The sequence below is a fragment of the Streptomyces sp. SYP-A7185 genome (assembly GCF_046103685.1).
Classification (GTDB): domain Bacteria; phylum Actinomycetota; class Actinomycetes; order Streptomycetales; family Streptomycetaceae; genus Streptomyces.
In genome coordinates, this window is record NZ_CP122310.1 from 9541677 (window position 1) to 9568069 (window position 26393).

Consider the following 26393-nt stretch of genomic DNA (forward strand, 5'->3'; position numbering starts at 1 on the left):
GTCCACGGGCCAAGCGATCACGCTACCGGCAGTGGCGGTGCTCCGAAGAAGGCCGGGCCACGGGAGGTCCTCCCGTGGCCCGGCTTCATGACGTGCTTCCGGGGCCCGTCATGGGTGGGGGCACCGCGTCACGGAGCGAGCCGGTAGGCGTTCGTGATCGTCTCGGTCACGGTGTTGCCGGAGGTGTCCTTCAGATACACGCGGACCGACACGGCCTTGGCCGTCGCCGGGTGCTTCACGCTCGCCGTGCGCGCCCCCAGGGTGTCGGTCGTGACGGGGGCCGTCTTCCATGTGCTGCCTCCGTCGTAGGAGACCTTGACGGTCAGGGTTGCGATCTTGTCGGGGGCGGCGGCCGCGCCGGCCACCTTCAGCGGCACCTTGAGCGTGCTGCCTGCCGGGGCCGTGCCGTTCAGCGCCAGTTTCGGCGCGAGACGGACGGTGGACAGGGGCAGCGCCGTGGGCGGGTTGTCGGGCGTCTTCGCCGACTTGAACGTCCAGGCCGCGGCCACCTTGGTGCTGGTCGTGGCGACCTTGGCCGGGCGGGTGGCCTCCGTGACGAGCCGGTAGGAGGCGGAAGCGGCCGGCAGGTCGGCGTTCACCGCACCGGGGCCGCCTTCGGCGATGACCCGGCCGCCGGACTCCAGCCGGGTGAAGCCACCGGTCGTCACCGAACTGCCCGCGTGCCCCGCACCATCGCCGAAGAGCTGGATGTACGCGTCCATGGAGTTGCCCGCGCGCCGCGCGCCCTGCCCGTCATCGGCATCGAGGTCCGGGCCGACGACGCCGGTGTTGAAGTTCAGCGTGTAGCGCTTGCCCGCCTTGTACGCGACCGTGCCGGTGCCGTAGTCGATGGTGGAATCCCCCGCGTCATCGAGCTGCGCCATGGACCAACTCCACCGCAGGCCCTTGGTGTTGATGAAGCTCGTGCCGGAGGCCGGGAGCTTCAGCTTCGTCACCGGCTGGAGCGGCGGGTTGTAGTCGTTCGCACCGATCGGCGTGGCGGACAGGGTGCCCTTGCGCCCGGCGGCGGAGGCGCCGAGGCCGTACTTCACCTCGGCGAGCTCGGCTTTGGTCGTGGCGTGCTTCAGGCCCGTGAACCAGCTGCCGCTGCGGCTGAAGCCCAACCGGTAGTCCACCTTGGTCGCGGCCGCGCCCGAGGCCTTCCAGACGCCGTTGTACTGGGCGTTCAGCGTGGGCGATGCGGCGCCGAGCCCCAGGGTGCGGATGACGGTGTCGCCGCCGAGGCTCCAGCTGCTCGCGATGCCCAGAGCCGAGTCGTCGTAGCTGATGTGCGCCGCCGTGAGACGGGCGCCGGCGTCCGGAGTGGTGACGGCGACCGGCTTGGCCTGACGGGAATCCAGCGTGAGCGTCGCCTTCGCGGCGACCTTCAGCTTCGGCTGGACGAAGACCGCGAAGCTCTTGGTCGGGCCGAAGACGGAGCTCTCCAGCGCGTACGTGCCCTTGGGCACCCGCAGAGTCACCGGCCCCTCGCTGAACGGCACCTCGATCTTCCGCTGGGTGCTGTCGGTGAGCGTGGTGGCGTAGTTGAGCGAGTCCTTGCCGTTGACGTCGAGGTGCTTCAGCGTGAGGTCGTACGACTCGACCTCACGGTCCACGACGAGGGCGGTGCGCACCTCCTGGCCGTCGCCGGAGGCCAGCAGCGTCCCGCCGTAGACGCCGTCGGCGGTGCCGATCCTGGTGTGGGCGGTGACGGTGGTCTTCGCGCTGCCGCCCGCCGGGACGGTGAGCTTGGCGTCCTTGACGGTGAACAGGCCCGCCGGGCCCGGGCGGCCCTTGGGGTCCAGCGCGTCGGCGGACAGCGTGAGGGTCACCGGCTTGGTGCCGAGGTTGCGGTAGGTGACCGTCTTGGTGACCGGCTTGTCGTCGGTGTGCGGCCAGGCCTGCGTGCCGAAGGCGACCGTGCCGGGCTCGGGGACGACGGACGCGGTGACGGCGCGCGTCAGGTCGACGCGGCCCGCCCCTTGCGCATGGGCGTTGAGGGTGGGGTGGGGCTTGGCGGAGCCGGTCAGCGCGGCCTTGAGCTGCGGGCCGGTCCAGGTGGGATGCTGCTGGAGGAGCAGCGCGGCGGAACCGGCCACGTGCGGCGTCGCCATCGAGGTGCCCGACATGGCGACGTAGGGGTCGCTGTCGGCGGGGTCGGGGATCTGTGTGGAGCGCGCGGCCGTGATGTCGTCACCGGGCGCGGTCAGGTCGGGCTTGGCGACCCCGTCGGCCTGAGGGCCTCGGCTGGAGGTCTCCGCGATGTTGTCCTGCTTGTCGACGGAGCCGACGGTCAGGGCGGCGGGCGCGCTGCCGGGTGTGTTCAACGTGCCGGGCTCGGGGCCGTCGTTGCCCGCCGCGATGACGAAGAGGGCTTTGCCGGAGAGCCGTGCGACGGCTTCCTCCATCGGATCGGTTCCCGGCGAGTCGAGGCTGCCCAGGCTCAGGTTGACGATCTTCGCGCCGCTGTCCACCGCCCACTGCATGCCGGCGGCGATGCTCGAGTCGGTGCCCGTGCCCTCCACCTCGGAGATGACCTTGCCGTCCAGGAGCTGCACGTCGGGCGCCACGCCCTTGTACTTGCCGCCCGACTTGGCCCCGGAACCCGCGAGGGTCGAGGCGACGTGCGTGCCATGGCCCATGCGGTCCTTGGCGTCGGGTGCGGACTCGGTGAAGTTCTTCTCGATGACCTCGACGCCCTTGAGGTCCGGGTGCGTCTGGTCGACGCCGGTGTCCAGGACGGCCACCTTCACGCCCTTGCCGGTGAATCCGGCCCGCCACATGGTGGGAGCGCCGATCTGCGGCACGCTCTTGTCCAGAGCGGGGCGCACCTTGGCGTCCAGCCAGACGTGTGCGATGGCCGGGGACACGGTGGTGCGCGCGTTCGTGCGGCCGCCCGTGCCACCGGTGAGCTTGGTCCACACGTCCCCCGCGTCGGACTTGGGCGCGTCGAACGCCTCACCGCCGATGGCGGGCAGGGCCTGGCGGTCGCGGGCCAGACCGTGGAGGGTGTCGTCCGAGCGGCCGTTGTCGCGGCCCGGCCGGTACTTGACGATCAGCGGCAGTGACGCGCGATGGGCGTCGTCGTACTTGTCCCTGACGAGCCGCGTGACGTCGAAGAGGCGTCGGTCCAGCCTGCCCGCGCCGATCAGCGCCTGGGCGTCCTGCGGCACGACGTAGGTGTGCCCGGCCTCGCGCCGTACCGCGATCGCGACCTCCTCGCGGCCCTTGCCGCGGATCAGCCGGACGACCTGCTTGCCCCCTGCCCGAACGACCACCCGGTCGCCGGTGACCAGCGTGACGGTCTGCGTCTTCCCGTCCTGCGTCTTCCCGCCCTGCGTTCCCCGATCGGTCGTGGTCTGCCCACCGGTCTGTGTGCCCGTGGCGCGGTCCGGCCCTGTGCCTGCCCCTGGCCCGGAGTCGGCCGAGGCCACCCCCGCGACCAGTGCGCCGGACACCACGGCGGCCATTGCCGCCGTCCCCACCCTTGATATGACTGCCACCCGATTTTGCCTGTCTCTGAGCGTGCTTGATGTGGTCGCCCGTACCACGTGATCTTTGGGGTGTTTGGTTCTGGGGAGCCGGAAGATGTTCCTGAGACATCTTTCGGACTGGCGATCGTGTAAGGGTGGTCCACATGACGACAGAGCGATTCGAAGTCCAGCGCGAGATTGCCGCTTCCCCGGAGAAGATCTTCGCGCTGCTGTGTGAGCCGGCCGGGCACGTGGCGATCGACAGTTCAGGGATGCTGCAATCCGCCGAGGGGAAGCCCGTACGCGCGGCCGGCGACGAATTCGTCGTTCACATGGACCGGGAGGCGTTGAACGACTACCCGCTGGGCAAGTACGACGTCACCGTGATCATCACGAAGTTCGAGCAGGATGCCCTGATCGAATGGACGATCTCCGGACAGGTGCAGCCCCCCATACGCCACCTCTACGGCTATCGGCTCCAGGCCGGAGAGAACGGCACGCTGGTCACCTCGTACTACGACTGGAGCGAGATCGAGGAGCGCTATCGGGAGGCGGGCATCTTTCCCGTCATCCCCGAGGCGGGGTTGCGCGCAACGCTCGGGATTCTGGCGCGGAACGTGGAGTAGCGGGGCAGGCAACCGGCTCCTGGGCTCCTCAGCTCCTCAGCTGCGTTCGGGCGTGAGTCCCGGCTCGCCGTGCTGCCCCAGGGGCAGGCCGCTCACCTGGTCGGAGCGGGCGGGCCGGCGCGGGGAGGGAACGGCCGGGACGAAGTAGTCGCTGTCCTTGGGGCGGGGCGCCGTCGATCCTCGGGGGCGGGGCGCCGGTTCCAGGTGCGGAATGTACTTCGAGCACTGCACATAGGCCTCGTCCACCGTGAGATTCACCCACAGGTCCGGCCGGCGGCTTTGCGCGGTGTCGGTGGGCAGGTGCGGCCAGACACGTCGCTGTTCGGCGTCGGTGACCACCTGCGCCGTGCCGTTGACATGGAGCCCGATGTGGTGGTGGGTGAAATCCATGAACAGCATGCCCAGGTGGGGATTCTCGAGGATGTTTCCGTTGCTGGCGTGGACTCCGTTGCCCCGGTATTCGGGGTAGACCAGGGTGTGCGCGTCGAGGCTGATGACGAAGCCGGGAGGCCCGGCCCGGAATCCGGTGTCACAGTTGCCGGCCGCGTCGGCGCTCGACAGGAAGACCATGGCCTGCTGCCCGATGAAGTCACGCATCTGCCGGGTGAGACAGGGCTGGACCTGCCGGTCGTAGAAGGTGGCCGCGCGCTGGGTGGATCCCAGATGGCTCTGCAGCAGTCGTTCGCCGGCGGAGCCGGGGCCTGCGGGCCGGTCGTTCATATGAGGTCGTCCTCTGCTTTCGCCTGATGGGCCGGTCCCAGCGGGGCCTCGAGTACCGGCAGGCCCAAGGGGTCGTGATGGATCCGGGCGGCCGGCACCCCGCACCGCAGGAGCACCTCCCGGGTAGCAGTGATCATGGCAGGGGGTCCGCTGACGAATGCCTCCGCGTGCCCCCAGGGTCCGGAGGCGGCGATGACCTCGGGCAGGGAGCCCTGAGCCCCGGGGATGCGCTCGTGGGAGACGGCCGCGCGGACCGTCAGCCAGTGGTGACGCTGCGACAGCCGCAGCATGTCGTGGAACCCGTAGAGCTCCTCGCCGGTGCGCGCGCCGACGAAGAGTGTCACCCGCCGTTCTTGCTGCCTGTGCTGGTCTGCCGCCAGTTGCTCGATCAATGCCTTGACGGGGGCGAGACCGGTGCCGCCCGCCACGAACAGCAGATCGTGTGCGGAGGCCGCCGAGAGGACCATGTCGCCTTCCGGAGGGCCGAGGCGTACGAGGTCTCCGACCCGTGCCTGGTAGACGAGGGCGTGGCTCACCTGGCCGCCGGGGACGTGCCGGATGTGGAAGGTCAGGGTCGAGTCGAGGCGGGGGGCGTTGGCGGGCGAGAAATGCCGCCAGATCCGGGGGTGCCACGGCGTTTCCATGCTGACGAACTGACCGGGTAGGTAGGGGTAGGCAACGTTCGTCGCCACCGTGACTTCGGCCAGGGCGTTGCCCAGCGGGCGGTGCTTGACGATCCGGGCTTCCCAGACCGCGGGGCGAAGCCGGGTGTCGTCGTCCGCCGCAAGGATCATCGTCTCGGAGGCAGTGGCGTAAGCACGCTGCCAGGCCCGAGCGATCTCCGGCGTCCAGGCGGGCCCGGCGTACCGGGCGAGCGTCGCCAGCAGGCATTCGCCGACGGCCGCGTAGTGACCTGCCAGCGCCCCGAACTTGCGGTGGTCGCGGCCGAGACGGGAACAGAAGCGGGCCAGGTTCTCGGGGGAGTCGACGAGATCCACGATGCGCAGCAGGGCCCGCAGCAGCCGGTCTCTTTGTACGTCCATGTTCTCCGGGAACAGCTCACGCACCCCGGGATGGCGCACGAAGAGGATGGTGTAGAAGTAGACGGTCAGTTCCTGGGCCTGCGGTTCGACCACGGCGAGGCTGCGCCGGATGAGATCGCACTCGTACGGGCTCAGCGGCTGGGGCAGGGCATGCGCCCCGGGGCGCTGCTGCCAGGGGCCGTCAGCCGCGGGCGGGAGAGGCGCGCCGCCGTGCGGCGAGAGGCGGCCCCGGTCGGTGCCGAGCGTCACACGGAGCCCCGCGCATCAGCGGGCAGTGGTCCGAACGTCGCGGCCCCAGGTCGAACTCTCACGCCGCTCGTTTCTCCCACGCGTCCGCCGGGTGCCCGGGTATCTCGTAACTGATCACTTGCCGTGCGGCAACACTTGCTCAGTGGTGCCCCGTTTGGCAAGCGGGACAGGTGCGGACCCTGTGAACACTGCCGGAGCGCGCCGGTTGTGCCCTGTTCTGCCGACCCCGGTTACCGCCCAGGGCGGCGGCCCGTGTGGTCCGCCGCCCCCGGCCTCGATCTCTGAAAGGTGCAGCGGTTGCCGCCGCGTCGGCGCGGCGAGAGGGCCGCCCACACTGGGCCGCGCCGCCCTCAGCGCTTGCGCAGCCGCCAGGTGGTGAGCAGGGTGCCCGTGGCCACCAGCAGGGCCGCGACGAGGCCCAGCCACAGTCCGGTGCTGTCTCCGGTCTCGGCCAGCTCGTCGTCGTCCGGGGGCGACGTGGCCTGCGTCGGGGCGGGCTCACTTGGCACCGGCTCGCTGGGCGCCGGGGTCGGGGTGGGCGTAGCCGTCGCGGTGGGGCGGTCTGTGTTCGTGACGGTGCAGGTCACCGCTGCTCCGGCAGGCACGGTCACCTTCCCGTCGCTCGCCGGGAGGGCGCCGCTGGACGTCTCACATGTCCAGTCCCCGGCGTCGTAGCCCGCCGGGCCATCTGACTCCGACAGCGTGTACGTGCCGGCCTCCACGGCCACGGCCGTCACCTCCGGCGTGCCCGTGACGCCGGACAGGTCGTCCGGGCCGTTGGCGGCAAGCGTCCAGTTCGAGGGGGACGCGGTGCCTTCGTGCGCGTTCACCACTTTCTTCACCAAGGTCAGCCGGGCCTTGCAGGTGATCCGATTCTCCACGGTGAACGTGTTGTGCTCGGCGGTCAGTTCAGCGGCGTAGGGGAGCGACGCGTCGACCTCGGTGCCGTTGGCTGCGATAAGGCGGCTGTCGTCGAGCTCGCAGGAGGCGGGCAGCACGGGGGTCTCGGCGATCGTCGCGGTGTCGCCGACGGTGTAGCCCTCGCGAGTGGCGCCCCAGGCCTGGGCGGTGGCGCCCGCTCCGGCGGGACCCGTCAGGGTCAGTTTCGCCTCGAGGCCATCGGGACGGTCGGTGTGGTCGTAGGTCGTGCCGTCCACCGTCCACTTCTTGTGCACGGTCACGTCCGCGGTCCGAGCGGGCCGGTTGTGGACGACGCAGCTGACGGCCGACAGACGCGGAACATCCACGGTGAACCCGGGGGCCTTGTCCGTACCGGCGTTGGTGACCTCCACCGTCGAACCGTCGTCGAGATTGGTGCACACGGCGTTCTTGCCTCCCTGCGTGACCAGGGAGTGGTCCGGCTGCTGGGCCTCGGCGACCGTGACGTCCGCATCGGGGACAGCGGCCGGGAACGTCGGCCTGAACACGACGCCGCCGGTCTTGTCGTCCGTGGTGGTCTGCGTGTCCGGCAGCCCGCCCACACCGGTCTGGGTGGTCGACGCGTTGAATTGCCAGCCCTCGCCGGCCGGTTTCGCTCCCGTCACATCTTCGCCCTCCGTGTCCGCGGGCACGATCTGCTTGATGACGGACAGCGTGCCCTCGCAGCGGGTGAGGGCCATGTTCCGCAGGGCCTCTCCGGCCGCGGAGAAGTCGGTGGTCTGGTAGTAGTCGGCGGTCGCCGGGTTCGGATCGGCGTCATCGAACGCGGCCTCGCCCGAGAGCGCCTTCAAGTTGAGCCCGGACACCCCCTCGACGCCCTTGCCGACTCCGACCGCGACAACCCGCGAGCCCTCCGCTTTGACCGCGTTGGCAGCGAAGATGCCGCCCTCGACGTCGGCGAAATGAGTGTTGGAGCCATCACCGGTGGCGGGTTTGCTCCACCGGGTCGGGTTGCCGTCGGTGAGTACGACGACCATGTCGTAGACCGGGTCTGCCTGGGCGACCGCGTTCAGCCCCTGGTCCCAGTTGGTGCCCGAGCCCAGTGTCCAGTCCGCGTACAGCTCTTTGAAGGCGTCCGCTCCCGCCTTCGTGGACACCGGCAGCAGACCGGGGTGGTTGGTGGTGCCGGTGCTCGGTGAGTTGCGGTCGAAGGAGAAGAGCGCAAGCCGTGAGGGTGTGCCGGTCAGCGTGTTCGTCAGCTTGTCGGTCGCCTGCTTGAGCTGGGGCAGCGCGCTGCCGACCGAAGCCGACAGGTCAAGGACCACGGCCACGTCCAGACCACAGGACTGCGGAAGTTCCGGATTCGTGCGCGACTGCTGCCAGATACCGCCCGAGGCGAGGTACGGGCTCGACGACCAGGCCGTGCTCTGCATGAAATCAGAGGTGGAGGAGTACGTCTGACCGCCTGTCAGCGCCGGCGTACGGAATTGGTACGGCGACTCGACCGACCCCGAACCACTGCCCGAACCGGTGCGCAGCGTCGGGTTCATGAACCACCCGGAGGGCACGCCCCCGGCGGTCTGCCGCACCCAGAACCGCTGGCCCGCGTTGGCTCCGCCGCTCGCCGTGTCCGGCACCGTGAAGTTGCAGTCTCCGTCGGCATCCGAGGTGCACTGTGCCCACCCGGCGGCGACGGGCTGGGTGGCGCTCTCGCTGGCGTACAGGGCGAGGCGCACGCCCGCGAGCGGGGCGACCGTGGCGTCACCGTTTCTGTCGCCGCCGGTTTTCACCGTGACGACGGAGCTTCCGGCGGCGGGGGTGGGGACATCGGCTGTGGCACCTGCGGCGGCGGGCGAACCTCCGAGCACGAGTGCCAGGGCGGTCGCCCCGGCTCGTAGGGGGGCTCTCCACGGGCGCGGCCTGGTCCAGCGGTTGCCTTGCGGCCTCATGATCGGTCTCCCTGCGATGACATGTACCGAAGGCGGACTTTATCCAATAAGCATCCAATATCATGACAAAAGTGTGCGGCATGTCGCCTGCGGCGGGGCTCAATTCATCAGGTGCGGGCACTGCCTGAGGGCTGTCGGCGGGGATCGGCCGGAGCCATGACCTGTCTTGGTGGACTTGTCCGCAGGATCAGAAACGGCTGCGGACCCGGACGGGGGCCGTGCGGGCCGGCGCCCGTGAAACCAGAGGCCCCGATGGGCATCGGTCGGATAAGGTGCGGCGCATGTCGAGTCCTGAGTCAGACGAGGTGGGGGCTTTCGGTCACGCCGTCAGCCCCCTGCACCACTGATTTCACCGCCCTGCTCTCGCGCCGCTTTCTGCGACGGGACCAGGGCGCGCCGAGGGCTGGCCGCGGCGACGAGATGTCCTTCTTCTCGTGCCCCTTTTCACCTCGGAGCCACTCGATGCCTCTCCCGCTGTATCTGCTTGCCATGGCCGTCTGCGCCATGGGCACATCGGAGTTCATGCTCGCCGGCCTCCTGCCGGACATCGCCTCGGATCTCGACGTCACCGTCGGGGCGGCAGGCACACTCACCTCGGCCTTCGCGATCGGCATGGTCGTCGGCGCTCCTCTGGTGGCCGCGCTGGCCCGCAACTGGCCCAGGCGTCCGGCCCTGCTCGGGTTCATCCTGGTCTTCGCCGCCGCGCACGCCGTGGCAGCGCTCACCACGAGCTTCTTCGTCCTGTTCGCCGGCCGAGTCGTCGCCGCGCTCGCCAACGCGGGGTTCCTGGCGGTGGCTTTGACGGCTGCGGCCGCGCTGGTCTCACCCGACCGAAAAGGACGCGCGCTGGCCGTGCTGCTGTCCGGCACGACGGTGGCCACCGTCGCTGGGGTGCCCGGCGGGGCGATGCTCGGCACGGCTCTTGGCTGGCGTGCCACCTTCTGGGCCGTCGCCGTGCTCTGCTTGCCCGCCGCTGTGGGCATCCTGCGAGGAATCCCCGCAGGACGTGACGAGGATCCGGCGCTTGGCAGGCCGGCCCTGCGGTCGGAACTCGCCGAGCTCGGCAAGCCGCGGCTGATCCTGGTGATGCTGCTCGGCGCGCTGGTCAACGCGGCAACCTTCGCCGGTCTCACCTTCCTTGCCCCCGTGGTGACCGACAGCGCCGGGCTGGCCGACTGGTGGATCTCTGCCGCTCTGATGCTCTTCGGTGCCGGGTCCTTCGTGGGCGTCACCGTCGCCGGACGGCTGTCCGACCGCAGGCCTGGCCCGGTGATCGCGATCGGAGGTCCGCTGCTGCTCATCGGCTGGCCGGCGCTGGCGGTGCTGGGAAAGGAGCCGGTCGCCCTGTTCGTCCTCCTGTTCGTGCAGGGTGCACTGTCCTTCGCGCTGGGCAGCACCCTGATCACGCGGGTCCTCTACGAGGCCGAGGCGGCCCCCACGATGGCCGGTTCCTATGCGACGGCAGCACTCAACGTGGGTGCCGCCGCCGGCCCCCTCGTCGCCGCGGCCTCGCTCCACACCGGCGGGGGCGTCCTTGGGCCGCTGTGGGCGAGCGGATGCCTCGTCGCCGTCGCGCTGCTCATCGCGCTGCCCCTGCGCACCGTCATCACGGACCAGCGCAGCACCGTGGTGCTGCGGTGACACCGACCTGACCCACCCCTGGACAGCCCGAGCCGGGGGAGTGGCCGTCGCCCGCGCGGCGAGAGCCTTCGCCTCGTCCGGGCCGTCTTGGTCGGGAGCCACGGAGACACGAGCGGCCGGCCGGTGCCGAAAGGTTCGTTCCTGGGATAGGTCGCGTGCCACGATGCGGCTGTCGAGGACCACGAGAGGGGAACGACATGCAGCGAACGACTCGGTCGACCACAGGTCTGCTTGCCGTGGGCGGCCTCGCTGCGGCGCTACTGATCGGTCCGGCCGCAAGCACCCAGGCGAGCGAACTCACCATCCAGTGCGCTGGCGGCTGTATCCAGTCCGTGCCGGACGGGTTCCAGGTGCCCTCCACCACGGGGGACTTGAGCACCAACGGCAACTGGGAGCCCAACTAGAAGGTCGGAGTGGTGGCTGGACCGGTCGGAAGCTGTTGGTCTGGCGCCAGGTGCCGGGACATTGGCAAGATCATGGCATGTCATCGAGGAACCAAGACCTGCCCTTTCCCATTCCGATTGCCACGGTGAATACCCCATCGCGCAGCACCAGTTGGCGGCAAGGCACGATCTACTGGTCGACCCAGGAAACCTCGCTGGAGGCGGTGTTCTCCTCCCTGTCGGTGAATGCCGCAGCCGATGGAGCAGACGAGGTCCTGGGCGTGAGAGCGGAATGGGTCGGAGGCAGCAGCCGAGACGGTGGATGGCGTGCCTATGGAACCGCGATCTGGTACGTGGACACCGCCTGAGCTGATGACCTCAGCCGGCGTCTCACTGTGGTGCTGATCCGTCGTGGCAGCGAAACCGGGCAACGCCCTGTTCGCTGAGCCTTGAGCGTCTCTGATCGAAGGCAGCACCCCAGTTCGACGCGGCTCGTGCCTGTATCCACCGCAAGAGTGGCACCAGGCGTGCGTGCGACGGGCGAGGGCAACGGGGCAGAACAGCGGGGGCACCGCAGACGTCAAAACTTCGCAGCAACTCAGGCGGTGCCCGAAGACCCCGCTGGTGCAGAAAGGAACGCGCATGCCTCTCGAGAGCCAGTACCGCCCCTCTGCCGCGCTGGAAGCCATGACGTTGTTGCGCGGTGCCCTGCAAAACGGCTATGCCCCTGCCTCGGAGGCCCAACTCGTGGAGGCCGTTGACCGCTTGAGGCGGCAGCTGGGTGATGACGTCGCAGCACACGAGGCGCTGCTGTGGGCGATGACCCACGCCGCGGAACTGAGCGTAGGCGTGGCGGCGAAGGCCTACGACCTGGATCCCGAGGCCGTCCTGGATCACCTGACGCTCGGGTTGCAGCGTGTGGACCACATGAGGTGACGGGCAGGCGCAGCGGTCATGCCGCGGGGCTGCCTTGCCGGATCAGCGGCGGTCGGCGGGGACGCTCTTGATCATCTCACCGTCGACCAGGATGACGAGACAGCCGCAGCCGCCGATGCAGTACTCGACCTCGCCCTCGGATGTGCGGTGGTGGGACCTGAGCGCCCACAACTGGGTGTTGTCCGGAGTCGGTTCGGCACAGACGGGACAGCGGTCGACCGGCGGTGTGATCACGGAGGCGGGAGTCATGGCACCAACATCGCGTAACTGTCTAGGACACAACAACCATTACATTGGTCGACGGCCCCGGCGGGCCGAGCGATGGGGCGATTGTCGGGTCCGAGGACGAGTGGCGGGCCGCATCGACCGGGCGCTCACACACGTCTTGAGAGCGGATGATTGGATGCTTCGAGCCGTATCGCCGCAGTGAGGCAGTCATTGGGGCAGTCGTCGCCCAAAGAGGGCAGTGGGCAATGGAGGGCAGTGGGCCATGAGTGTGGAGGAGAGCTGGTCTGGCGTGATGCGTCTTCTTCGGCAGCACGCCCCGGCCGATCACGCGGATCTGCCGGGACCCGCCACGGAGGAGATGCTCGCGGCGGCCGAGGAGCGGATGGGTCTCCCGTTGCCTTCGGACCTGCGGGCGTGGCTGCTGCAGAACAGTCTGGATCTTCCTGAGGAAGAGGAGGATGACGACGTGACGTGTTGCGGTTTCGCCGGGTTCCCGGACGAGGGCAGCTTCTTTTTGGGTATCCGCGGGGTGGAGAAGCTTTACGCGATGCGCGCCATGCCCGGGGGGTTCGACCCTCCGGGTCAGACGGAGCATCCGTTTTGGCGCAACGAGTGGATTGCGTTCCTGTCGGATCAAGACGGCTGGATGGGCAAGTTCATCGACGTGCGGGACGGGCGTATCGGCAGGTGGTTCGTGGGCGAGAGCACGATCACCGGCGAGTACGCATCACTGGCTCACTACTTCGACTCCGTGGCCAAGATGCTGACGGCGATCGCCGAAGGCAACCATCCGGTCTGTGAAGCCGCCGAAGGGCGACTCGTCTGGTCGTGAAGCACGAGTGCCCCCGGGCCGGCCCGGTGAATGACACCGCTCTCCGTGACGGCCGACGGCCCGAAGACGCTGGCGGTCCGAAGGCATGATCACGCGTGCAGCCGGCGACGGCAGGGATCATTCGATGTCCAAGGCCCCGACGCCCAGGTCTTCCCGCATGCGCCGGCGCATGTGGGCCATGGCGGTGCGGCGGTGCTGGATGAGGGCGCGGTCCTGGGCCGAGCCGACGGCGACTCCTTGGGCGTAGGCGTCGCGGAGCTGGCGCAGGCTGTGAAACGCCTGGTTCCCGGCCACGACCACGAGGGGCGGGCCCACGAGCCAGAGTTGCTCGCTGGCCGTGTGCAGTCCGGTCTGGCGGAAGGCCTCACGTACCGCCGTGTCCCGTGCTGACTCGGTCATGTGATCGCCCAGCGCGACGGCCCGGATCTCTTCCCCGGCGTCTTTGAGGGCGGATGCGTACTGGGTGTAGACGGAGCGCCGTACTTCCAGCGCGTGTCGTGTTTCCTCGCGCCGCCACCGGCTGCGATCGGCGATCAAGGTGGCGGCGATGCCGATGACGGCACCGGTCAGCGTGGAGAGCAGAGGCATCCAGTCCATGCGCGGCATGCTGTCTCACCCTCTGCTGCCACACCAGCGGCCCCGGTCTCCGACCATGCGAAGCATGCCGACGCTTGGGAGGTGTGGGCTGACGGCTCCTGCTGCCACGTGTCCTCGGCGCGTGGCAGGCGACGCTGCGCCGCGCTCATGAAGCCGAACATCAACTCCCCCCTGGCGGAGGGGCGCTGACGGGCAGTTCGACCCGTGGACGGAACTCACCGCCCGAACTGCTCCCAGCACAGAGCCACGAGGGCGGGGTCAGCCACACCGTCCGCCAACCTGCACGCGACGCGGCCGTCATACGTCGTTCGCGGCCGCACGGGACGGGGCGCCGCAGGGGCCGGGCGCCGCTCCGGTGGCTGCACCGCAGGACGAGGCGGTGATGCCGGCACCCGGGTTGCTGGAGGAGGTGCAGAACCTCGCGCCGACGGCTTGTGGTCGACGGCGGCGGACTCCGTGCGCCGCGGCGTCCGTTCCTTTGGCTTCGGCTGCCCCTTCTCCCCTCGGCCCTGGCCAATGCCGCTCGGCACCAGGGCGTCACGGGCTGCGGGCTGCACGGCGGGAGGACGAGAGGTGGCGGGAGTGGAGGCTGCGGCCCCCGTAGGCGCGAGCGATCGGCGAGGCGGCAGCCGATGCGGATCAGCGGGCTCCGGCGTGGAAGTGCACCCGGCGGTGCCGAGCAGGGCGAGGGCTATGAGGGTCGTGAGGGCGCGGCGCACGAGCCCGACTCTCTCCCAAGTCCGCTCCGGAAGACGGCCACTTCGCGACCGGTCACCGGACCGAGTGACCGCGGCGCCGCCCGATGACGGCGCGAGGCATTTGGGCGCCGTCCTGAGAGCCTGTCCGACCCTGGCCCGCCGCCCCAACGTCGTTGGGACTAAGCGCCGTTGTGCTCGGTCAGACACGTGTATTGCAACTCGTTTTCCCAGCCCCCGGGCTCCGCGAACGTCACCACCGCCGGCCGGGCAGGAGCCACGCAATCCGGTACCTCCACGGTGAACGCCGGTGTCTCGCCGCTGGGGTCGAAGGGCAGCAACTCGGAGCACTGGTACGCCGGTGCCCCCATCAGCAAGATTGCTTCTCGCGCAGTACCGGAGAAGGAGCCTGTGTAGACGAGGCAATAGTCCGCTCCGGGATCACCGCCCGTCTGCGGTGTCTGGATGATGCGCACTTGCTCCACCCGCGTGGTGGACGAGGGTGGCGCGCTGCTTGGTGCGGAGTACGAGCTCAGCGGCGTGCTGGACCTCGCGGGCGGTGCCGCCACCTGTTCCTTCCCGTCTGATCCTTTGCCCTCGGAGAGGGAGACGACCCCGACCCCGGCGAGGGCACCCACCGCGCTGACGGCGAGCGCCAGCAGGATGAGCCGAAGGCATCGTCGGCGCTCGGGCGGAGGTGACGGGCGCACGACGGGGATGCTGTCGAGGGTGTCGCCGTCGTGGAACCGTGCGAGTTCCTCATCTGGACGCGGCGGACGCTGCGGAGTGTCGGTCATGGGGCCCCTGGGTGTCACGAAGGTGAAGGGCAGTCTCCACCGGGCGGGCAACACCTGGGACGGATACCGGACAATTGGCGAGACGCATCCGCCCGTATACGCACGGTTCCAATCGGCCGACGTCCAGGACGGAGAGCAGGGGTGCCCGCGGCTGAGAAGACTCACAGGCCGTGTCCCACGGTGCCGCATCCGCAACGGCGACCGAACCGACGCTCGCCTGCATCGGACGTTCCGTTGATGGCCGTAATTGCTGCCGCGTGTACGCCACTTGGCAGGGCGGAGCGCTTTGTTCGACGCGTGCATATCTGTCGGTGCATGGGCTCCTCTCGGGTGTTGAGTCCGTAGGAGCAGCCTGACAGGCGACGGCCTGACGGCCCGCCGGTGACCTGGTCCGCATGGCTCCGCCGAGGCCGCGGTCACCGACAACGGGCGGTCCGCTTGCGTGGTGCTCGGGCGGCAGCCTACGCGGCCGGGTGACGGCCGGGTCGGCGGGTTGCTCCTGCGGGCCGCCATCGGCTGGCAGCCGGCGGGGCGCCGCAGATGTAAGTGGCCCCCGCCCGGGGGCGATCCAGCCGTGCTCGTCGTGCTGTTGGCCGTGGTTCGGCTCGGGCGATTGCCGGCGGTTTCGAGCCGGACGGCAGGTTCGGGTCAGATGGTGGTCTCGATGTGGGCGAGTTGGGCGGCGAGAAGCTGTTCGAACGCGGCGCGGCGATCCACGCCGAGGGGGCGCAGGTCGCGGGCGAAGTGGGCCACGGTCGGGAAGCGTTCGGGATCGGCGCCCAGCACCGCCACACGAAACAGCTCCCTGCCCTGTTCGTACTCGGCGGGGGTGATGGTGCTGATCCCGGCATCGGAGGCGATCAAAGCGGCGATGAGGATCGTGATGCGGTGGTACTGCGCCGGGATCTGCTCGTCGGGCAGCCCTGACGTGCGCAGGGCGTGCAGCACTTCTTCCATGGCCAGCCGGGAGCCGGTGCCGCTGGAGGCGTAGCGTCCCCAGACCGCGGCGAGCTCGGGCTGCTGGCCGAAAGCCTCTCGTACGTGCAGGGCCAGCGCGGTGATGCGCTGCTTCCAGTCGCCCTGGGGCCGGTAGTCGTCCATCGCGGCCGCCAGGATCCGGTCGGCGACCGCGCGCAGCAGTTCGGTCTTGCTGCGGAAGTGTCGGTACAGGCTGGAGGAGTCGGTGCCGAGCACCGCGGCGAGCTTGCGCACGCTGAACGAATCCGCGTCGCTCGTGCGCAGCAACTCCGCCGCCGCGTCCAGGATTTCATCGGTTGACCAGCGCCGTCGGCCTGTCATCGTGCTCCTCTCATCGGATCTCATCCTAGCTGTGCACTTGGTGTTGCACGCACCGCGTGCATAATGAGGTCATGGGTGTGCCGGGCCGGCCGGCACGCCATTCGTGCCCTGTTGCCCGGGTCGGCGACCGACGCGCAGCTCATGCAGCTCACCCGGGGAACACGAAAGGACGCATGACGTGAAGAGCTCACTGAACCGCGCGGCTCTGGACGCCGCCCTGGAGAACGTCCACCGCTGCGGGATGCCGGGCCTGTTCGCCGAGGTCCGGGAAGGCGATCAGGTCTGGCGCGGCGCCGCCGGGGTCGCCGATGTCACCACCGGCCGCCCCGTCACCGCCGATCTGCGCCACCGCGTCGGCAGCATCACCAAGACCTTCACCGCCGCCGCGGTGCTCCAGCAGGTGGAAGGCGGACAGATCGCTCTCGACGCACCGATCGGCCGCTACCTGCCGAACCTGGTGCCCGGCGAACGCGGAGACGCGATCACCGTCCGGATGCTGATCAACCACACCAGTGGCCTCGCCGAGTACCTCCCGTACGCCTACCCCTCCCTCAAGGGGCTTCCCGCCGTCGCGGACACCGGGCCCCAGAGCTTGGACGACCACCGGTTCACACCATTCGACCCCGTCGAACTCATCGAGTGGGGGGTCAGCGCACCTGCCGTCGGCACCCCGGGCGGCACGCCGGGGGTCTACTCCAACACCAACTACCTCCTGCTGGGTGAACTCCTGGCGCAGGTCACCGGCACCACGGCCGAGCAGTACATCACCGACCACGTCATCAAGCGCGCCGGGCTCCAGGCCAGCGAGCTGCCCACCGGCCCGTACATCGACGGGCCACACTCACAGCTCTACGAGGCGTGGTTCGGCATGATCGACCCGCCACGCGACTACAGCGTGTACGACATGTCCTGGGTGACTTCGGCGGCCTCGCTGATATCGACCCTCGCCGACCTCAACCGCTTCTACGGCCTGCTGCTGGCCGGAGAGATCGTCAGCCCGGCGTCGCTGGCGCAGATGCAACGTACCGTCCCGGTCATCTCCCAAGAGGGAAAGACGATCGAGTACGGCCTGGGTCTGTACCCGATGGAGAGCCCCGGAAAGGCCACTTTCTGGGGGCACGGCGGCACGGTCTGGGGCGGCGGCGCGCTGGCCATGACCCGCGCCGACGGCCTACGGCAGATGGCGGTCGCGGTGAACCTTCAGCGATGGAACACGCTCGACTCCTCCGGCATGCCGCAGCCCCACGCCATCGACGGCGCGTTGGCCACCCTCTACGACGTGGCGATGTACGGCTGACCGGGCCGCCTGCTCGACCCCGGTGGCTGCCCTCCTCCGTACGGTCGCCCTGCACCGGGACGGTCTTGGCGAGCCGGTTGCACCGGCTCCGACGAGCGGGCCACGGCCCCTGATCCGGCCCGGGCCGCGGGGCTCTCGGAGCCAGGCCACCGAATCACCGCTCAAAAAAGGAGAGTTGAAGAACTACACGCCCCCGGACGAATGGCACAGGCTTGCCCATGCAACCTCCTGCCGGTTCGGCGGTCTTACTTCGCGGGGGTGCACATGACGGCAGATCATCAGATTGCCTTCTTCCTGAGGGAGCTGGAAACGGGCGACACCTGGCGGCGAGCAGCGGCGGCGAAGGGTCTGGGCAAACTCGGCGACGCCGAGCACGCCGCGGTGCTCGTGCGGGCAGCCGACGACCCGGCGCCCGAGGTGCGGGAAGGCGCGGCGGTGGGCCTGGGCAGGCTGGGGGTCCGTGCGGGCGCAGCGCACACGCTGTCCGCGCTGATGAACGACGTCGATCCGTGGGTGCGCAGGAAGGCCTCGTTGGCGTCCGTCCGGCTCGGGCTGCGCGATCGCGAGGTCGTGGACGCCTATGCGCGACTGCTCGGAGATCCTGACCACCACCTGCGCATCAATGCCCTGGAGGCGCTGCTGGAGCTGGGCGTGCCCGGTGATGTCGCCGCGCTCGTCCGGCTGTTGGGCGATCCGGCCCATGGCGTGTGGGGCCGGGCGCGGGCCTTGGTCTTCATGTTCGACAAGGATCCGGAGGTCGAGGCGGAGCTGGTCCGCACGGCCCAGTGGGGTGCGGACGCCGCCCGCGTGCACGCCCTGTGCATGGTGCCGGACCAGCACGCCGAACGGCTGCTGCCGTCGTTGCTGAAAGAACTGACCGGCGGCCCCTCGACCGAGGTGCGCTGCGCCCTGGCATTCCGACTGTCACGCGTGCGCCGCCCCGAGACGCAGGACGCGCTGTTCGCCGCTCTGGAGGCGGAGCGGGACCCGGTGATGGTCTCCCAACTGCTCTTCCTGCTCGGGCGATCGGGCGACGAACGGCTGCGGGGCCCGGCCTCGCGCTGGTTGAGGCACGAGCGGGCGGGGTCTTCGGCGGCCGACGCCCTGGGGTGCATCGGCGACAAAAGCGCCGCCAGGCTCCTGCGGGCCGTGCTCATCGACCCGACCACGGCCGTCCGCCCGCTCGCGGCAGCAGCAACGGCCTACGGCAAGGTGGGCAGATGGGACGCCGTGTGGCTGCTGCTCCCCTTGCTGGACCATGCCGCGCCCGAGGTGTACGAGGGCGCGCTGCGCGGCCTGGACGCCATGGCGGACACCGGCTTCCGGCCGTGGGAACGCACGGCGGTCGCCCGGGCCCTGGTGGATCGTCTCGGCCGCGACGCCACCCTGGTCCTGGTGACCGCCAGGGTCCTCACGGGCCTGGCGGAAGCCCTGCCGGGTCTACGGAAACTGGTGGACCAGACCCCGTCCTCCTCGGTCCGATCGGCCGCGCTGGAGTTGCTGGACCCGCACAACGCGACGGACACCGGCACCCCGCACGATCTGCCGATCTTCGTGCGGCACCTGGACGACGCGCACATGTGGGTGCGCCGGGTCGCCGCGAAGGGGGTGGCCCACTGGGTGGGGGAGACGGGCCTGCGCCCTTCGGACGAGGAGCAGCTGCGCGAGCGGCTCGCCGCCCTGGTCGCGGACCCTTCCGATTACGTCCGCGAGGCGGCGGCCGAAGCGCTGCGCGCCCTTGACGAGGTCCGACACCACTGACGAGGCCGGCGCGGGCACCGAGGAGTGCATCGCTTCCGGTCCCGCAGATCGCCGAGGCGGTACGGGTGGTGGCGGGGGAGGCGATCCTCTTCCCGGCGACCCTGCGCCGGATGGTCGCCGGGTTCCCGGTTCTGTCTCAGCTGTTCCAGGCTGTAGAAGACCCCCGCAGCGACGCCGATCGTTGCGGCCACCCGGGTCCGGGCGAGGTCTTCGGCCGTGAAGTGGACGCGTAACACCGGGCGGCCCCTGCCATCGAAATCGGGCGCGTGAGCGCACCCCCAGCCTGCCCCGGCCCGCCGCGCCCGATGCGGCGTTCAGGCCCAGGGCTGGGGGTGCGCTCACGCGTACTCCGTGCTCCCCTTCAGTGCTGCCGCTTCAGGGTGCGGACCGTGGCGAAGCCACTGCGGGGCAGTCTCGTGCGGTGGTGGGCGCACGAGACTGCCCGGGTGATTCGGTGGAGCTGTGGCTCAGCGGAAGACGGCGATGTTGCGGGCGACCCAGTCGCTGAAGGGGAGCGGGGGGCGGCCGAGGACCTGTTCCACGTCCGGGCTGATCCGGAGTTCGGCCGGGTGCGGGGCGGAGAGGATGTCCAAGGTGTCGTCGGCGAGTTCCGCCGGCACGAACCGGGTCATCGCGGCCTTGGCTTCCTCGCGGGTGAGTTCATGGAACCCTAGGGGCGAGCCGAGTGCGGCGGCGATCGCCTCCGCCTGCTGACGTGGAGTGATCACCTCCGGTCCGGTCAGCTCGTACGTCCGGCCGGTGTGCCGCTCGTCCAGCAGGCAGGCCGCCGCGACCTCGGCGATGTCCGCCGGGTCGATGACCGGCACCCCCACATCGCCGAAGGGTGCGCAGACCGTGCCCTGCGTGCGGACGGTCTCGGCCCAGGCCAAGGCGTTGGAGGCGAAGCCGCCCGGCCGCAGGACGGCCCAGTCCAGGCCTGATTGGCGCAACGCGTCCTCCACTGCGCGCATCGCGATCCGCGAGGGACCGAGCGGCCTGGTCGCCACGCCCTGCGAAGACAGCAGGACGACACGGCGGACCCCGCTGGCCGCGGCCAGGGCGATGACGTCGGCCGGTCGGGATTGAGGGGCGTGCAGGTCGCCGGAGAGCAGCAGGAACAGGGCCTTCGCCCCATCCAGCGTGGGCAGGAGGCCACTTGGCTCGGTCAGGTCGGCCGTCACGTGCCGCACGCCGTGCGGCACCGGCGCCGGGTGTCGCGAGACCGCCGTCACCTGCTCGCCCGCCTCGATCAGGGCCTGCGTCAAAGGCCGGCCCACATTTCCGGTAGCCCCGGTCACCACGATCATGTTCAGCTCCAAGTCCGTTGCGCACTGCGGTGAGTGACGTTAGGAGCGGGACTTACTTTTCGTAAGGACATACCTGTAGGTAAGCTCCGGACATGGAGGAAGGCGCGCAGGTGACGCAGGCCGAGGCGGGGCGAGCGTATGAGGTGTTTCACACCGACTGCCCCGCCCGGGACGTGGTCGACCACGTGACCAGCAGATGGGGCGTCTGGGTGCTGATCTCCTTGCGCAGCAACGACCTCCGGTTCTACGAGCTGCGTGACAGCATCCAGGGCATCAGCGAGAAGATGCTCGCTCAGACCCTGCGTGCGCTGGTCCAGGACCAACTGGTGTGGCGGAACGTGGAGCCGACGACGCCACCCCAGGTCACCTACGGACTGACCGAGTTCGGCCACGACGTGGGTGAGCCGCTGACGGACTTGTTCGACCGGATCACACGACGGCTGCCCTCACCCGCTCGGGGATAGCGCCCCGCGTACGGCGGCTTTCACAGCTCGGCCGATCCCACCAAGCGTGGCGCGCTGTGCCCGTCCGGCGGGGTGATGGTCACCGTCCCGTCGCGCGCGTCGCGCGTCAGCCGGTAAGCGGCGGCAGGGCGACCGGCGTGGTCGGGGACGGTGACCGTCACCCGGTGCGCGTCCGGGGTGACGAGCAGGGCGAGGCCGTCGAGCCAGTCCCCGTCGGGCCGTTGTGTGTCGGAGCCGAGCGGCAGGACCGCTCCCGGGCGGACGTACAGGGGCAGGCTGTCGAAGCCGTGCTTCTCGCGGCGCCAGAGCGGGCCTTGGACGTGTTCGCCGGTCAGGAGGTGGGTCCAGGTCCCCTCGGGCAGGTAGTACTCGACGTCTCCCTCGGCGGTGAACACGGGGGCGACCAGGAGATCGGGGCCGAGCATGTACTGCCGGTCCAGGCCACGGGCGGTGGGGTCCTGGGGGAATTCCAGGAGCAGGGGCCGCATCAGCGGCACACCGGTGTGGTGGGCATCGGCGGCAGCCCCGTACAGATAGGGCATGAGCCGGTGCTTGAGCCGCGTGAAACGCCGCGTCACGTCGACGGCTTCGTCCCCGAACGCCCACGGCACCCGGTAGGAGCTGGAGCCGTGCAGGCGGCTGTGGGAGGAGAGCAGGCCAAAGGCGAGCCAGCGCTTGAAGACCGCCGGGTCCGGAGTGCCTTCGAAGCCGCCGATGTCGTGGGACCAGAAGCCGAACCCCGACAACGACAGTGACAGGCCACCGCGCAGCGACTCCGCCATCGCGCCGAACGACGACCAGCAGTCGCCGCCCCAGTGCACCGGGTACTGCTGGCCGCCCGCCGTCGCCGAGCGCGCGAACAGCACCGCCTCGCCCGTCCCGCGTTCCTTCTCCAGGAGTTCGAAGACGGTGCGGTTGTACAGGTGCGTGTAGTAGTTGTGCATGCGCTGCGGGTCGGAGCCGTCGTGCCATGCCACGTCGGTGGGGATGCGCTCGCCGAAGTCGGTCTTGAAGCAGTCGACGCCCTGGTCGAGCAGCACCTTCAGCTTCGCCTGGAACCAGGCGCAGGCGTCGGGGTTCGTGAAGTCGACGAGCCCCATGCCCGCCTGCCACAGGTCCCACTGCCAGATGTCGCCGTTGGCCCGCTTCACCAGGTACCCGGCGGTGGCGGCTTCGTCGAACAGGGCGGACTTCTGCGCGATGTACGGGTTGATCCACACGGAGATCTTCAGGCCCCGCTCCTTGAGCCGGGCCAGCATGTCCTCGGGGTCGGGGAAGACGTCCGGATCCCACGTGAAGTCCGACCACTGGTATTCGCGCATCCAGAAGCAGTCGAAGTGGAAGACGCTCAGCGGGATGTCGCGCTGGGCCATGCCGTCGACGAAGGACGTCACCGTCGCCTCGTCGTACTGCGTGGTGAACGAGGTGGTGAGCCACAGGCCGAAGGACCATGCGGGCGGCAGCGCCGGGCGGCCGGTGAGCGCGGTGTAACGGCGCAGGACGTCTTTGGGCGTCGGGCCCGCGACGACGTAGTACTCCAGCGTCTGGTCCTCGACGCTGAACTGCATCTGGCCCACCGCCTCCGAGCCGATCTCGTAGCTGACCTTGCCGGGGTGGTTGACGAACACGCCCCAGGCGCCGGCGGGGGAGACGTGCAGGCTGAACGGGACGTTTTTGTAGGCCTGTTCGCTGCTGGTGCCGCCGTCGGCCTGCCACATGTCCACGACCTGGCCGTTCTTGACGAACGGCGTGAAGCGTTCGCCCAGGCCGTAGACCTGTTCGCCGACGCCGAGCGCCAGCCGTCCGGCCATGTGGTGCGCGCCGTCGCCGGTGGTGAAAAAGGCCGTGCCCTTGCGGCCCGCGGATGTCAGCTCCCGGCCCTCCGCGTCACAGAACGACAGGGCCCAGGGGGCGGCTTGGTCCAGGCGCGCGGTGAGGGGGCCGCTGGTCAGCTCGATCACGTCGCCGTCGTGGCGTATTTGGCCGGCTCCGCTGTCGGCGCCCGGCAGGGCGAAGTCCGGGCCGGGGCGGCGCGTGCCCGCCAGGTGGGTGGTGCGGACGCCGATGACGCCCTCGGCGGGGGAGAAGCAGTCGACGGTCAGCAGGGGGGAGTTGAGGGTGTCGCCGCGGCGCTCGACGCGCTTGGTCGCGGCGTGGGCGGTGAAGCGGTCGGCGCCGGCTCGGACACTGCGGACCTCGGTCGCGTACGAGGCCTGGACCCCGTCGCGCATGAGCCAGAAGCCGTCGGTGAACTTCATGATCTTCCTCAGGGTGGTGCGGGGCGGCGGTTCGGGTCGCGGGGAGGCCGTCGTAGGTGCCCGGCCGGTGGCGACGCCGGGCCGGAGGCGTGGGATCCCTCAACCGGCTTGCGATCTTGAAGGAGGGGGCGGCTGCCGTGCCATTTGACCGTACGGAAAACAAAACGGCAAGGGGCGATTCTCGGCTCAGTCGCGGAAGCGCTTCGATTCGCGGTGATCCCAGTTGGCGCGACCTTTGCGGGTCATGAAGTCGTGTTCAGGGTCTAGCGTCGAAGCGCTTGGTCGCGTATTAGTCATGTCAGAAAACAAACCCGCAGCAAAGGGCCGCCCCATGTCCGACCGCTTCACCCCCACCCCCGAACACACCTTCACGCGGGGTCTGCGGACCGCCGGTTGGCGAGGCGACCGCCCCGCCGGCGACGCCACCCGCCCGGCACCGGACCCGGTCGATTCCGCGCACCGGCGCGCCGGACTCGGGGGGTACGGCATGGCGTTCCACGACGACGGCCTGGCCCCCTCCGGCTCCTGCGACGCCGAGCGCGAGGCCACCGCCAAGCGGTTGCGTACGGAACACCTGCTCGGCGCGCGCTGACCCCCACGGCCCCGCGATCAAGCCCGTACGGCCACGGCCGGAGCCGTACGGAAACCTGCGCACACCCCCGGCGGGACACGGGCGTCCCACCGGACCGGCCACCCCTCTCAGGCAAGGGCAACCACCGTGACAGCAGCACACATACCGCAGCGCGCGCGGGTCAGGCGCCGCCGCGCCGGCCGGCGGACGACGGTCCCGCTCACCGTCGTCTTCGCACTCGTGGCCACCGCGGCGCTCACCGGATGCGGCCAGCAGCGCGACGACGACGTCTACACCGTCCTCAACTCGTCGACCGACGACTCGTATCACGGCTGGGACGCGGCCACCCTCGCGCGCTGCAGCAAGCGGCTCGGCATCACCATCGAGCAGCAGAGCGTGCCCGCCGCGCAGGTCATGACGAAGTCCCTGCGCATGGCCTCGTCGAAGTCCCTGCCCGACGTCATCCAGTTCGACGCCTCCGAGATGCCGACGTTCGCCGAGGCCGGCGGCCTGATCGACCTGCGCACGCTGGGCCTGTCCACCCAGGACATCCCGCGCGGCATCGTCGACTTCGGCTCCTACCAGGGCACCTACTACGGAGCCGCGCGCACGGTGAACACCCTCGCCCTCTTCTACAACAAGGACACCTTGCGCAAGGCGGGCCTCGAAGTACCCACCACCTGGGCCGAGATGCGCCGGTCCGCCCAGAAGCTCACCCAGGGCGGCCGGTACGGCATCGCCCTGAGCGCCGGTGGCGCGGAGGACGGCGTCTTCCAGTTCACGCCGTTCATGTGGTCCAACGGCGGCGACGAGTCGCACCTGGCCAGCAAGCCGGTGGCCCAGGCACTCGACTACTGGAAGGGCCTGATCAAGGACGGCTCGCTGTCCAAGTCGACCGTCAACTGGACCCAGGCCGACGTCAACGACCAGTTCATGGCGGGCAACGCCGCCATGATGATCAACGGTCCGTGGCAGGTCGAAACCCTCAACACCAAGAAGAACCTGGACTGGGGCATCGCCCGGATCCCCGTGCCGCGGGCGGGGGACAAGTCCGTCGGCCCGCTCGGCGGCGCCGTGCTGACCGTGCCCAAGACCGGTGACGGCGCGCGCGAGAAGACCGCCGCGAAGATCGTCGGCTGTATGGCAGGCGAGCAGGAGCAGATCACCTACGCGCGCAACAGCTGGATGGTCCCGGCCAACCAGAAGGCCGCCGCCGTCTGGCGCAAGGAAGTGCCCGAACTCGACGCCCTGGCCGACCAGGTGGCCACCGCACGCTCACGCACGGCCAAGGTCGGCGCGCGCTGGTCGTCGGTGTCGCTGGCCCTGCAGAGCGCCTTCCAGTCCGCCCTCACCGGGCAATCCAGCGAGGCCGCGCTGCAGCGTGCCCAACAGCGCGCCACGAGCGGGAAGTGACGTGACGAACATGGCGACCACCACAGCCACCGCCACCACGCCGGGCCACGACCGGCCCACGGCCACCGTCAAGAAGCCCGACCCGGCCCGCGCCCGGCGCCGCCGCCGGCTCTCCCAGTGGGGATTCATCGCGCCCGCGGTCATCTTCATGGCGCTGTTCTTCGGCTACCCGCTCGTGCGCAACGTCCTGATGAGCTTCCAGGACTACTCGCCGTCCACCTTCTTCGACGGCAAGGCCCCCTTCAACGGCACCGACAACTGGAGCACGGTCTTCCAGGACGACCTGTTCGGCAAGGCGCTGTGGCACACCGTCGTCTTCACCCTCGGCTCCCTGATCGGCCAGTTCGGCATCGGCCTCGCGCTCGCCGTCTTCTTCACCAAGAAATTCCCGCTCAACGGCGTCCTGCGCTCGCTGATCCTGCTGCCCTGGCTCGTCCCGATGGTCGTCTCGGGCATCGTGTGGCGCCGCATCCTGGACCAGGACACCGGCGTGCTCAACTCCTTCCTCGACACCCTCGGCCTGGGCGGCGCCACACCCTGGCTGACCAGCCCCGGCATGGCCCTGTTCTCCGTCATCCTGGTGAACGTCTGGATCGGCATCCCCTTCAACATGGTGATCCTGTACGGGGGCCTCCAAGAGGTCCCGAAGGAGCTGTACGAGGCCGCGTCCCTGGACGGCGCGTCCGCCTGGCGCACGTTCCGCTCGATCACCCTGCCGCTGCTCAAACCGGTCATCACCGTGGTGCTGGTCCTCGGCTTCATGTCGACGGTCAAGATCCTCGACCTGATCCTCGCCCTGACCGACGGCGGCCCCGCCGACGCCACCCAGACCCTGGGCACCTTGACCTACCAGAACTCCTTCGTGCAGCTGGACTTCGGCGCGGGCGCCGTCGTCGGCAACGTCCTGATCCTGATCTCCGCCGTCTTCGCGGTGTTCTACCTGCGGGCCAACCGCACCGAGGGGAAGTGACCGCC

The 26393-nt window shown here is 69.8% G+C and carries 22 protein-coding genes; 12 read left to right on the forward strand and 10 right to left on the reverse strand.

The genetic code is table 11. The features are described 5' to 3' along the window. Positions 1–128 precede the first annotated feature (128 nt). Entirely contained in the window at positions 129–3470 is a 3342-nt protein-coding gene (locus QBL25_RS42275; protein WP_409062297.1) for a S8 family serine peptidase, read from the reverse strand. A gap of 167 nt (positions 3471–3637) precedes the next feature. Here QBL25_RS42275 and QBL25_RS42280 point away from each other — a divergent pair, with 167 nt between their 5' ends. Then, a complete protein-coding gene (locus tag QBL25_RS42280; protein ID WP_409062298.1) occupies positions 3638–4099 on the forward strand; it encodes a polyketide cyclase in 462 nt (153 codons plus the stop codon). Positions 4100–4135: 36 nt separating this feature from the next. On the opposite strand, the gene QBL25_RS42285 is transcribed toward QBL25_RS42280, so the two are convergent. From QBL25_RS42285 to QBL25_RS42295, 3 genes are all read right to left on the reverse strand, one after another. After that, positions 4136–4819, reverse strand: coding sequence for a pyridoxamine 5'-phosphate oxidase family protein (locus tag QBL25_RS42285; protein ID WP_409062299.1), 684 nt, complete (start codon positions 4817–4819; stop codon positions 4136–4138). Then, on the reverse strand, positions 4816–6111 hold the full coding sequence (locus QBL25_RS42290; protein WP_409062300.1) for a globin domain-containing protein: 1296 nt from the start codon (positions 6109–6111) through the stop codon (positions 4816–4818). Before QBL25_RS42290 ends, QBL25_RS42285 begins: the two co-directional genes overlap by 4 nt. A 350-nt stretch (positions 6112–6461) precedes the next feature. Then, positions 6462–8939, reverse strand: coding sequence for a hypothetical protein (locus tag QBL25_RS42295; protein ID WP_409062301.1), 2478 nt, complete (start codon positions 8937–8939; stop codon positions 6462–6464). Between the two features lie 462 nt (positions 8940–9401). On the opposite strand from QBL25_RS42295, the gene QBL25_RS42300 reads away from it, so the two are divergent. From QBL25_RS42300 to QBL25_RS42315, 4 genes are all read left to right on the forward strand, one after another. Beyond that, positions 9402–10580: a Cmx/CmrA family chloramphenicol efflux MFS transporter gene (locus QBL25_RS42300; protein ID WP_409062302.1), complete on the forward strand. Its 1179-nt coding sequence runs from the start codon at positions 9402–9404 to the stop codon at positions 10578–10580. 197 nt (positions 10581–10777) lie between these two features. After that, a complete protein-coding gene (locus tag QBL25_RS42305; RefSeq protein WP_409062303.1) occupies positions 10778–10984 on the forward strand; it encodes a hypothetical protein in 207 nt (68 codons plus the stop codon). Positions 10985–11061: 77 nt separating this feature from the next. After that, complete coding sequence (locus tag QBL25_RS42310) at positions 11062–11331, forward strand: hypothetical protein (protein ID WP_409062304.1); 270 nt, start codon at positions 11062–11064, stop codon at positions 11329–11331. 274 nt (positions 11332–11605) lie between these two features. Beyond that, the gene (locus tag QBL25_RS42315) at positions 11606–11899 is read left to right on the forward strand and encodes a hypothetical protein (protein WP_409062305.1); all 294 of its coding nucleotides are present in this window, start codon (positions 11606–11608) and stop codon (positions 11897–11899) included. Positions 11900–11941: 42 nt separating this feature from the next. Here QBL25_RS42315 and QBL25_RS42320 read toward each other — a convergent pair whose 3' ends face one another. Continuing rightward, positions 11942–12148, reverse strand: a complete 207-nt coding sequence (locus QBL25_RS42320) for a hypothetical protein (protein ID WP_409062306.1) — start codon at positions 12146–12148, stop codon at positions 11942–11944. Between the two features lie 241 nt (positions 12149–12389). Here QBL25_RS42320 and QBL25_RS42325 point away from each other — a divergent pair, with 241 nt between their 5' ends. Beyond that, a complete protein-coding gene (locus QBL25_RS42325) occupies positions 12390–12959 on the forward strand; it encodes an SMI1/KNR4 family protein (protein WP_409062307.1) in 570 nt (189 codons plus the stop codon). A 117-nt stretch (positions 12960–13076) separates the two neighbouring features. Here QBL25_RS42325 and QBL25_RS42330 read toward each other — a convergent pair whose 3' ends face one another. From QBL25_RS42330 to QBL25_RS42340, 3 genes are all read right to left on the reverse strand, one after another. Next, positions 13077–13556, reverse strand: a complete 480-nt coding sequence (locus QBL25_RS42330) for a hypothetical protein (RefSeq protein ID WP_409062308.1) — start codon at positions 13554–13556, stop codon at positions 13077–13079. Between the two features lie 877 nt (positions 13557–14433). Next, complete coding sequence (locus QBL25_RS42335) at positions 14434–15048, reverse strand: hypothetical protein (protein ID WP_409062309.1); 615 nt, start codon at positions 15046–15048, stop codon at positions 14434–14436. A gap of 648 nt (positions 15049–15696) precedes the next feature. Continuing rightward, entirely contained in the window at positions 15697–16347 is a 651-nt protein-coding gene (locus QBL25_RS42340; protein ID WP_409062310.1) for a TetR/AcrR family transcriptional regulator, read from the reverse strand. A gap of 241 nt (positions 16348–16588) precedes the next feature. Between QBL25_RS42340 and QBL25_RS42345 the strand changes: the two genes are divergently transcribed. Both QBL25_RS42345 and QBL25_RS42350 read left to right on the forward strand, forming a co-directional pair. Then, complete coding sequence (locus QBL25_RS42345) at positions 16589–17644, forward strand: serine hydrolase domain-containing protein (RefSeq protein ID WP_409062964.1); 1056 nt, start codon at positions 16589–16591, stop codon at positions 17642–17644. A gap of 264 nt (positions 17645–17908) precedes the next feature. Further along, on the forward strand, positions 17909–19405 hold the full coding sequence (locus QBL25_RS42350) for a HEAT repeat domain-containing protein (protein ID WP_409062311.1): 1497 nt from the start codon (positions 17909–17911) through the stop codon (positions 19403–19405). A gap of 467 nt (positions 19406–19872) precedes the next feature. Here QBL25_RS42350 and QBL25_RS42355 read toward each other — a convergent pair whose 3' ends face one another. Continuing rightward, entirely contained in the window at positions 19873–20712 is an 840-nt protein-coding gene (locus QBL25_RS42355) for an SDR family oxidoreductase (RefSeq protein ID WP_409062312.1), read from the reverse strand. A gap of 92 nt (positions 20713–20804) precedes the next feature. Here QBL25_RS42355 and QBL25_RS42360 point away from each other — a divergent pair, with 92 nt between their 5' ends. Further along, a complete protein-coding gene (locus QBL25_RS42360) occupies positions 20805–21176 on the forward strand; it encodes a winged helix-turn-helix transcriptional regulator (protein ID WP_409062313.1) in 372 nt (123 codons plus the stop codon). A 20-nt stretch (positions 21177–21196) separates the two neighbouring features. Here the strand turns inward: QBL25_RS42360 and yicI are convergent, their stop codons facing one another. After that, positions 21197–23434 (reverse strand): alpha-xylosidase, encoded by a 2238-nt coding sequence (yicI, locus tag QBL25_RS42365; RefSeq protein ID WP_409062314.1) that lies wholly within the window; start codon positions 23432–23434, stop codon positions 21197–21199. A 295-nt stretch (positions 23435–23729) separates the two neighbouring features. On the opposite strand from yicI, the gene QBL25_RS42370 reads away from it, so the two are divergent. From QBL25_RS42370 to QBL25_RS42380, 3 genes are all read left to right on the forward strand, one after another. Then, a complete protein-coding gene (locus QBL25_RS42370; protein ID WP_409062315.1) occupies positions 23730–24026 on the forward strand; it encodes a hypothetical protein in 297 nt (98 codons plus the stop codon). 126 nt (positions 24027–24152) lie between these two features. After that, complete coding sequence (locus QBL25_RS42375) at positions 24153–25418, forward strand: ABC transporter substrate-binding protein (protein WP_409062316.1); 1266 nt, start codon at positions 24153–24155, stop codon at positions 25416–25418. Positions 25419–25428: 10 nt separating this feature from the next. After that, positions 25429–26388 carry a carbohydrate ABC transporter permease gene (locus QBL25_RS42380; RefSeq protein ID WP_409062317.1) on the forward strand — a complete coding sequence of 320 codons (960 nt, stop codon included), beginning with the start codon at positions 25429–25431 and terminating at the stop codon, positions 26386–26388. Positions 26389–26393 lie beyond the last annotated feature (5 nt).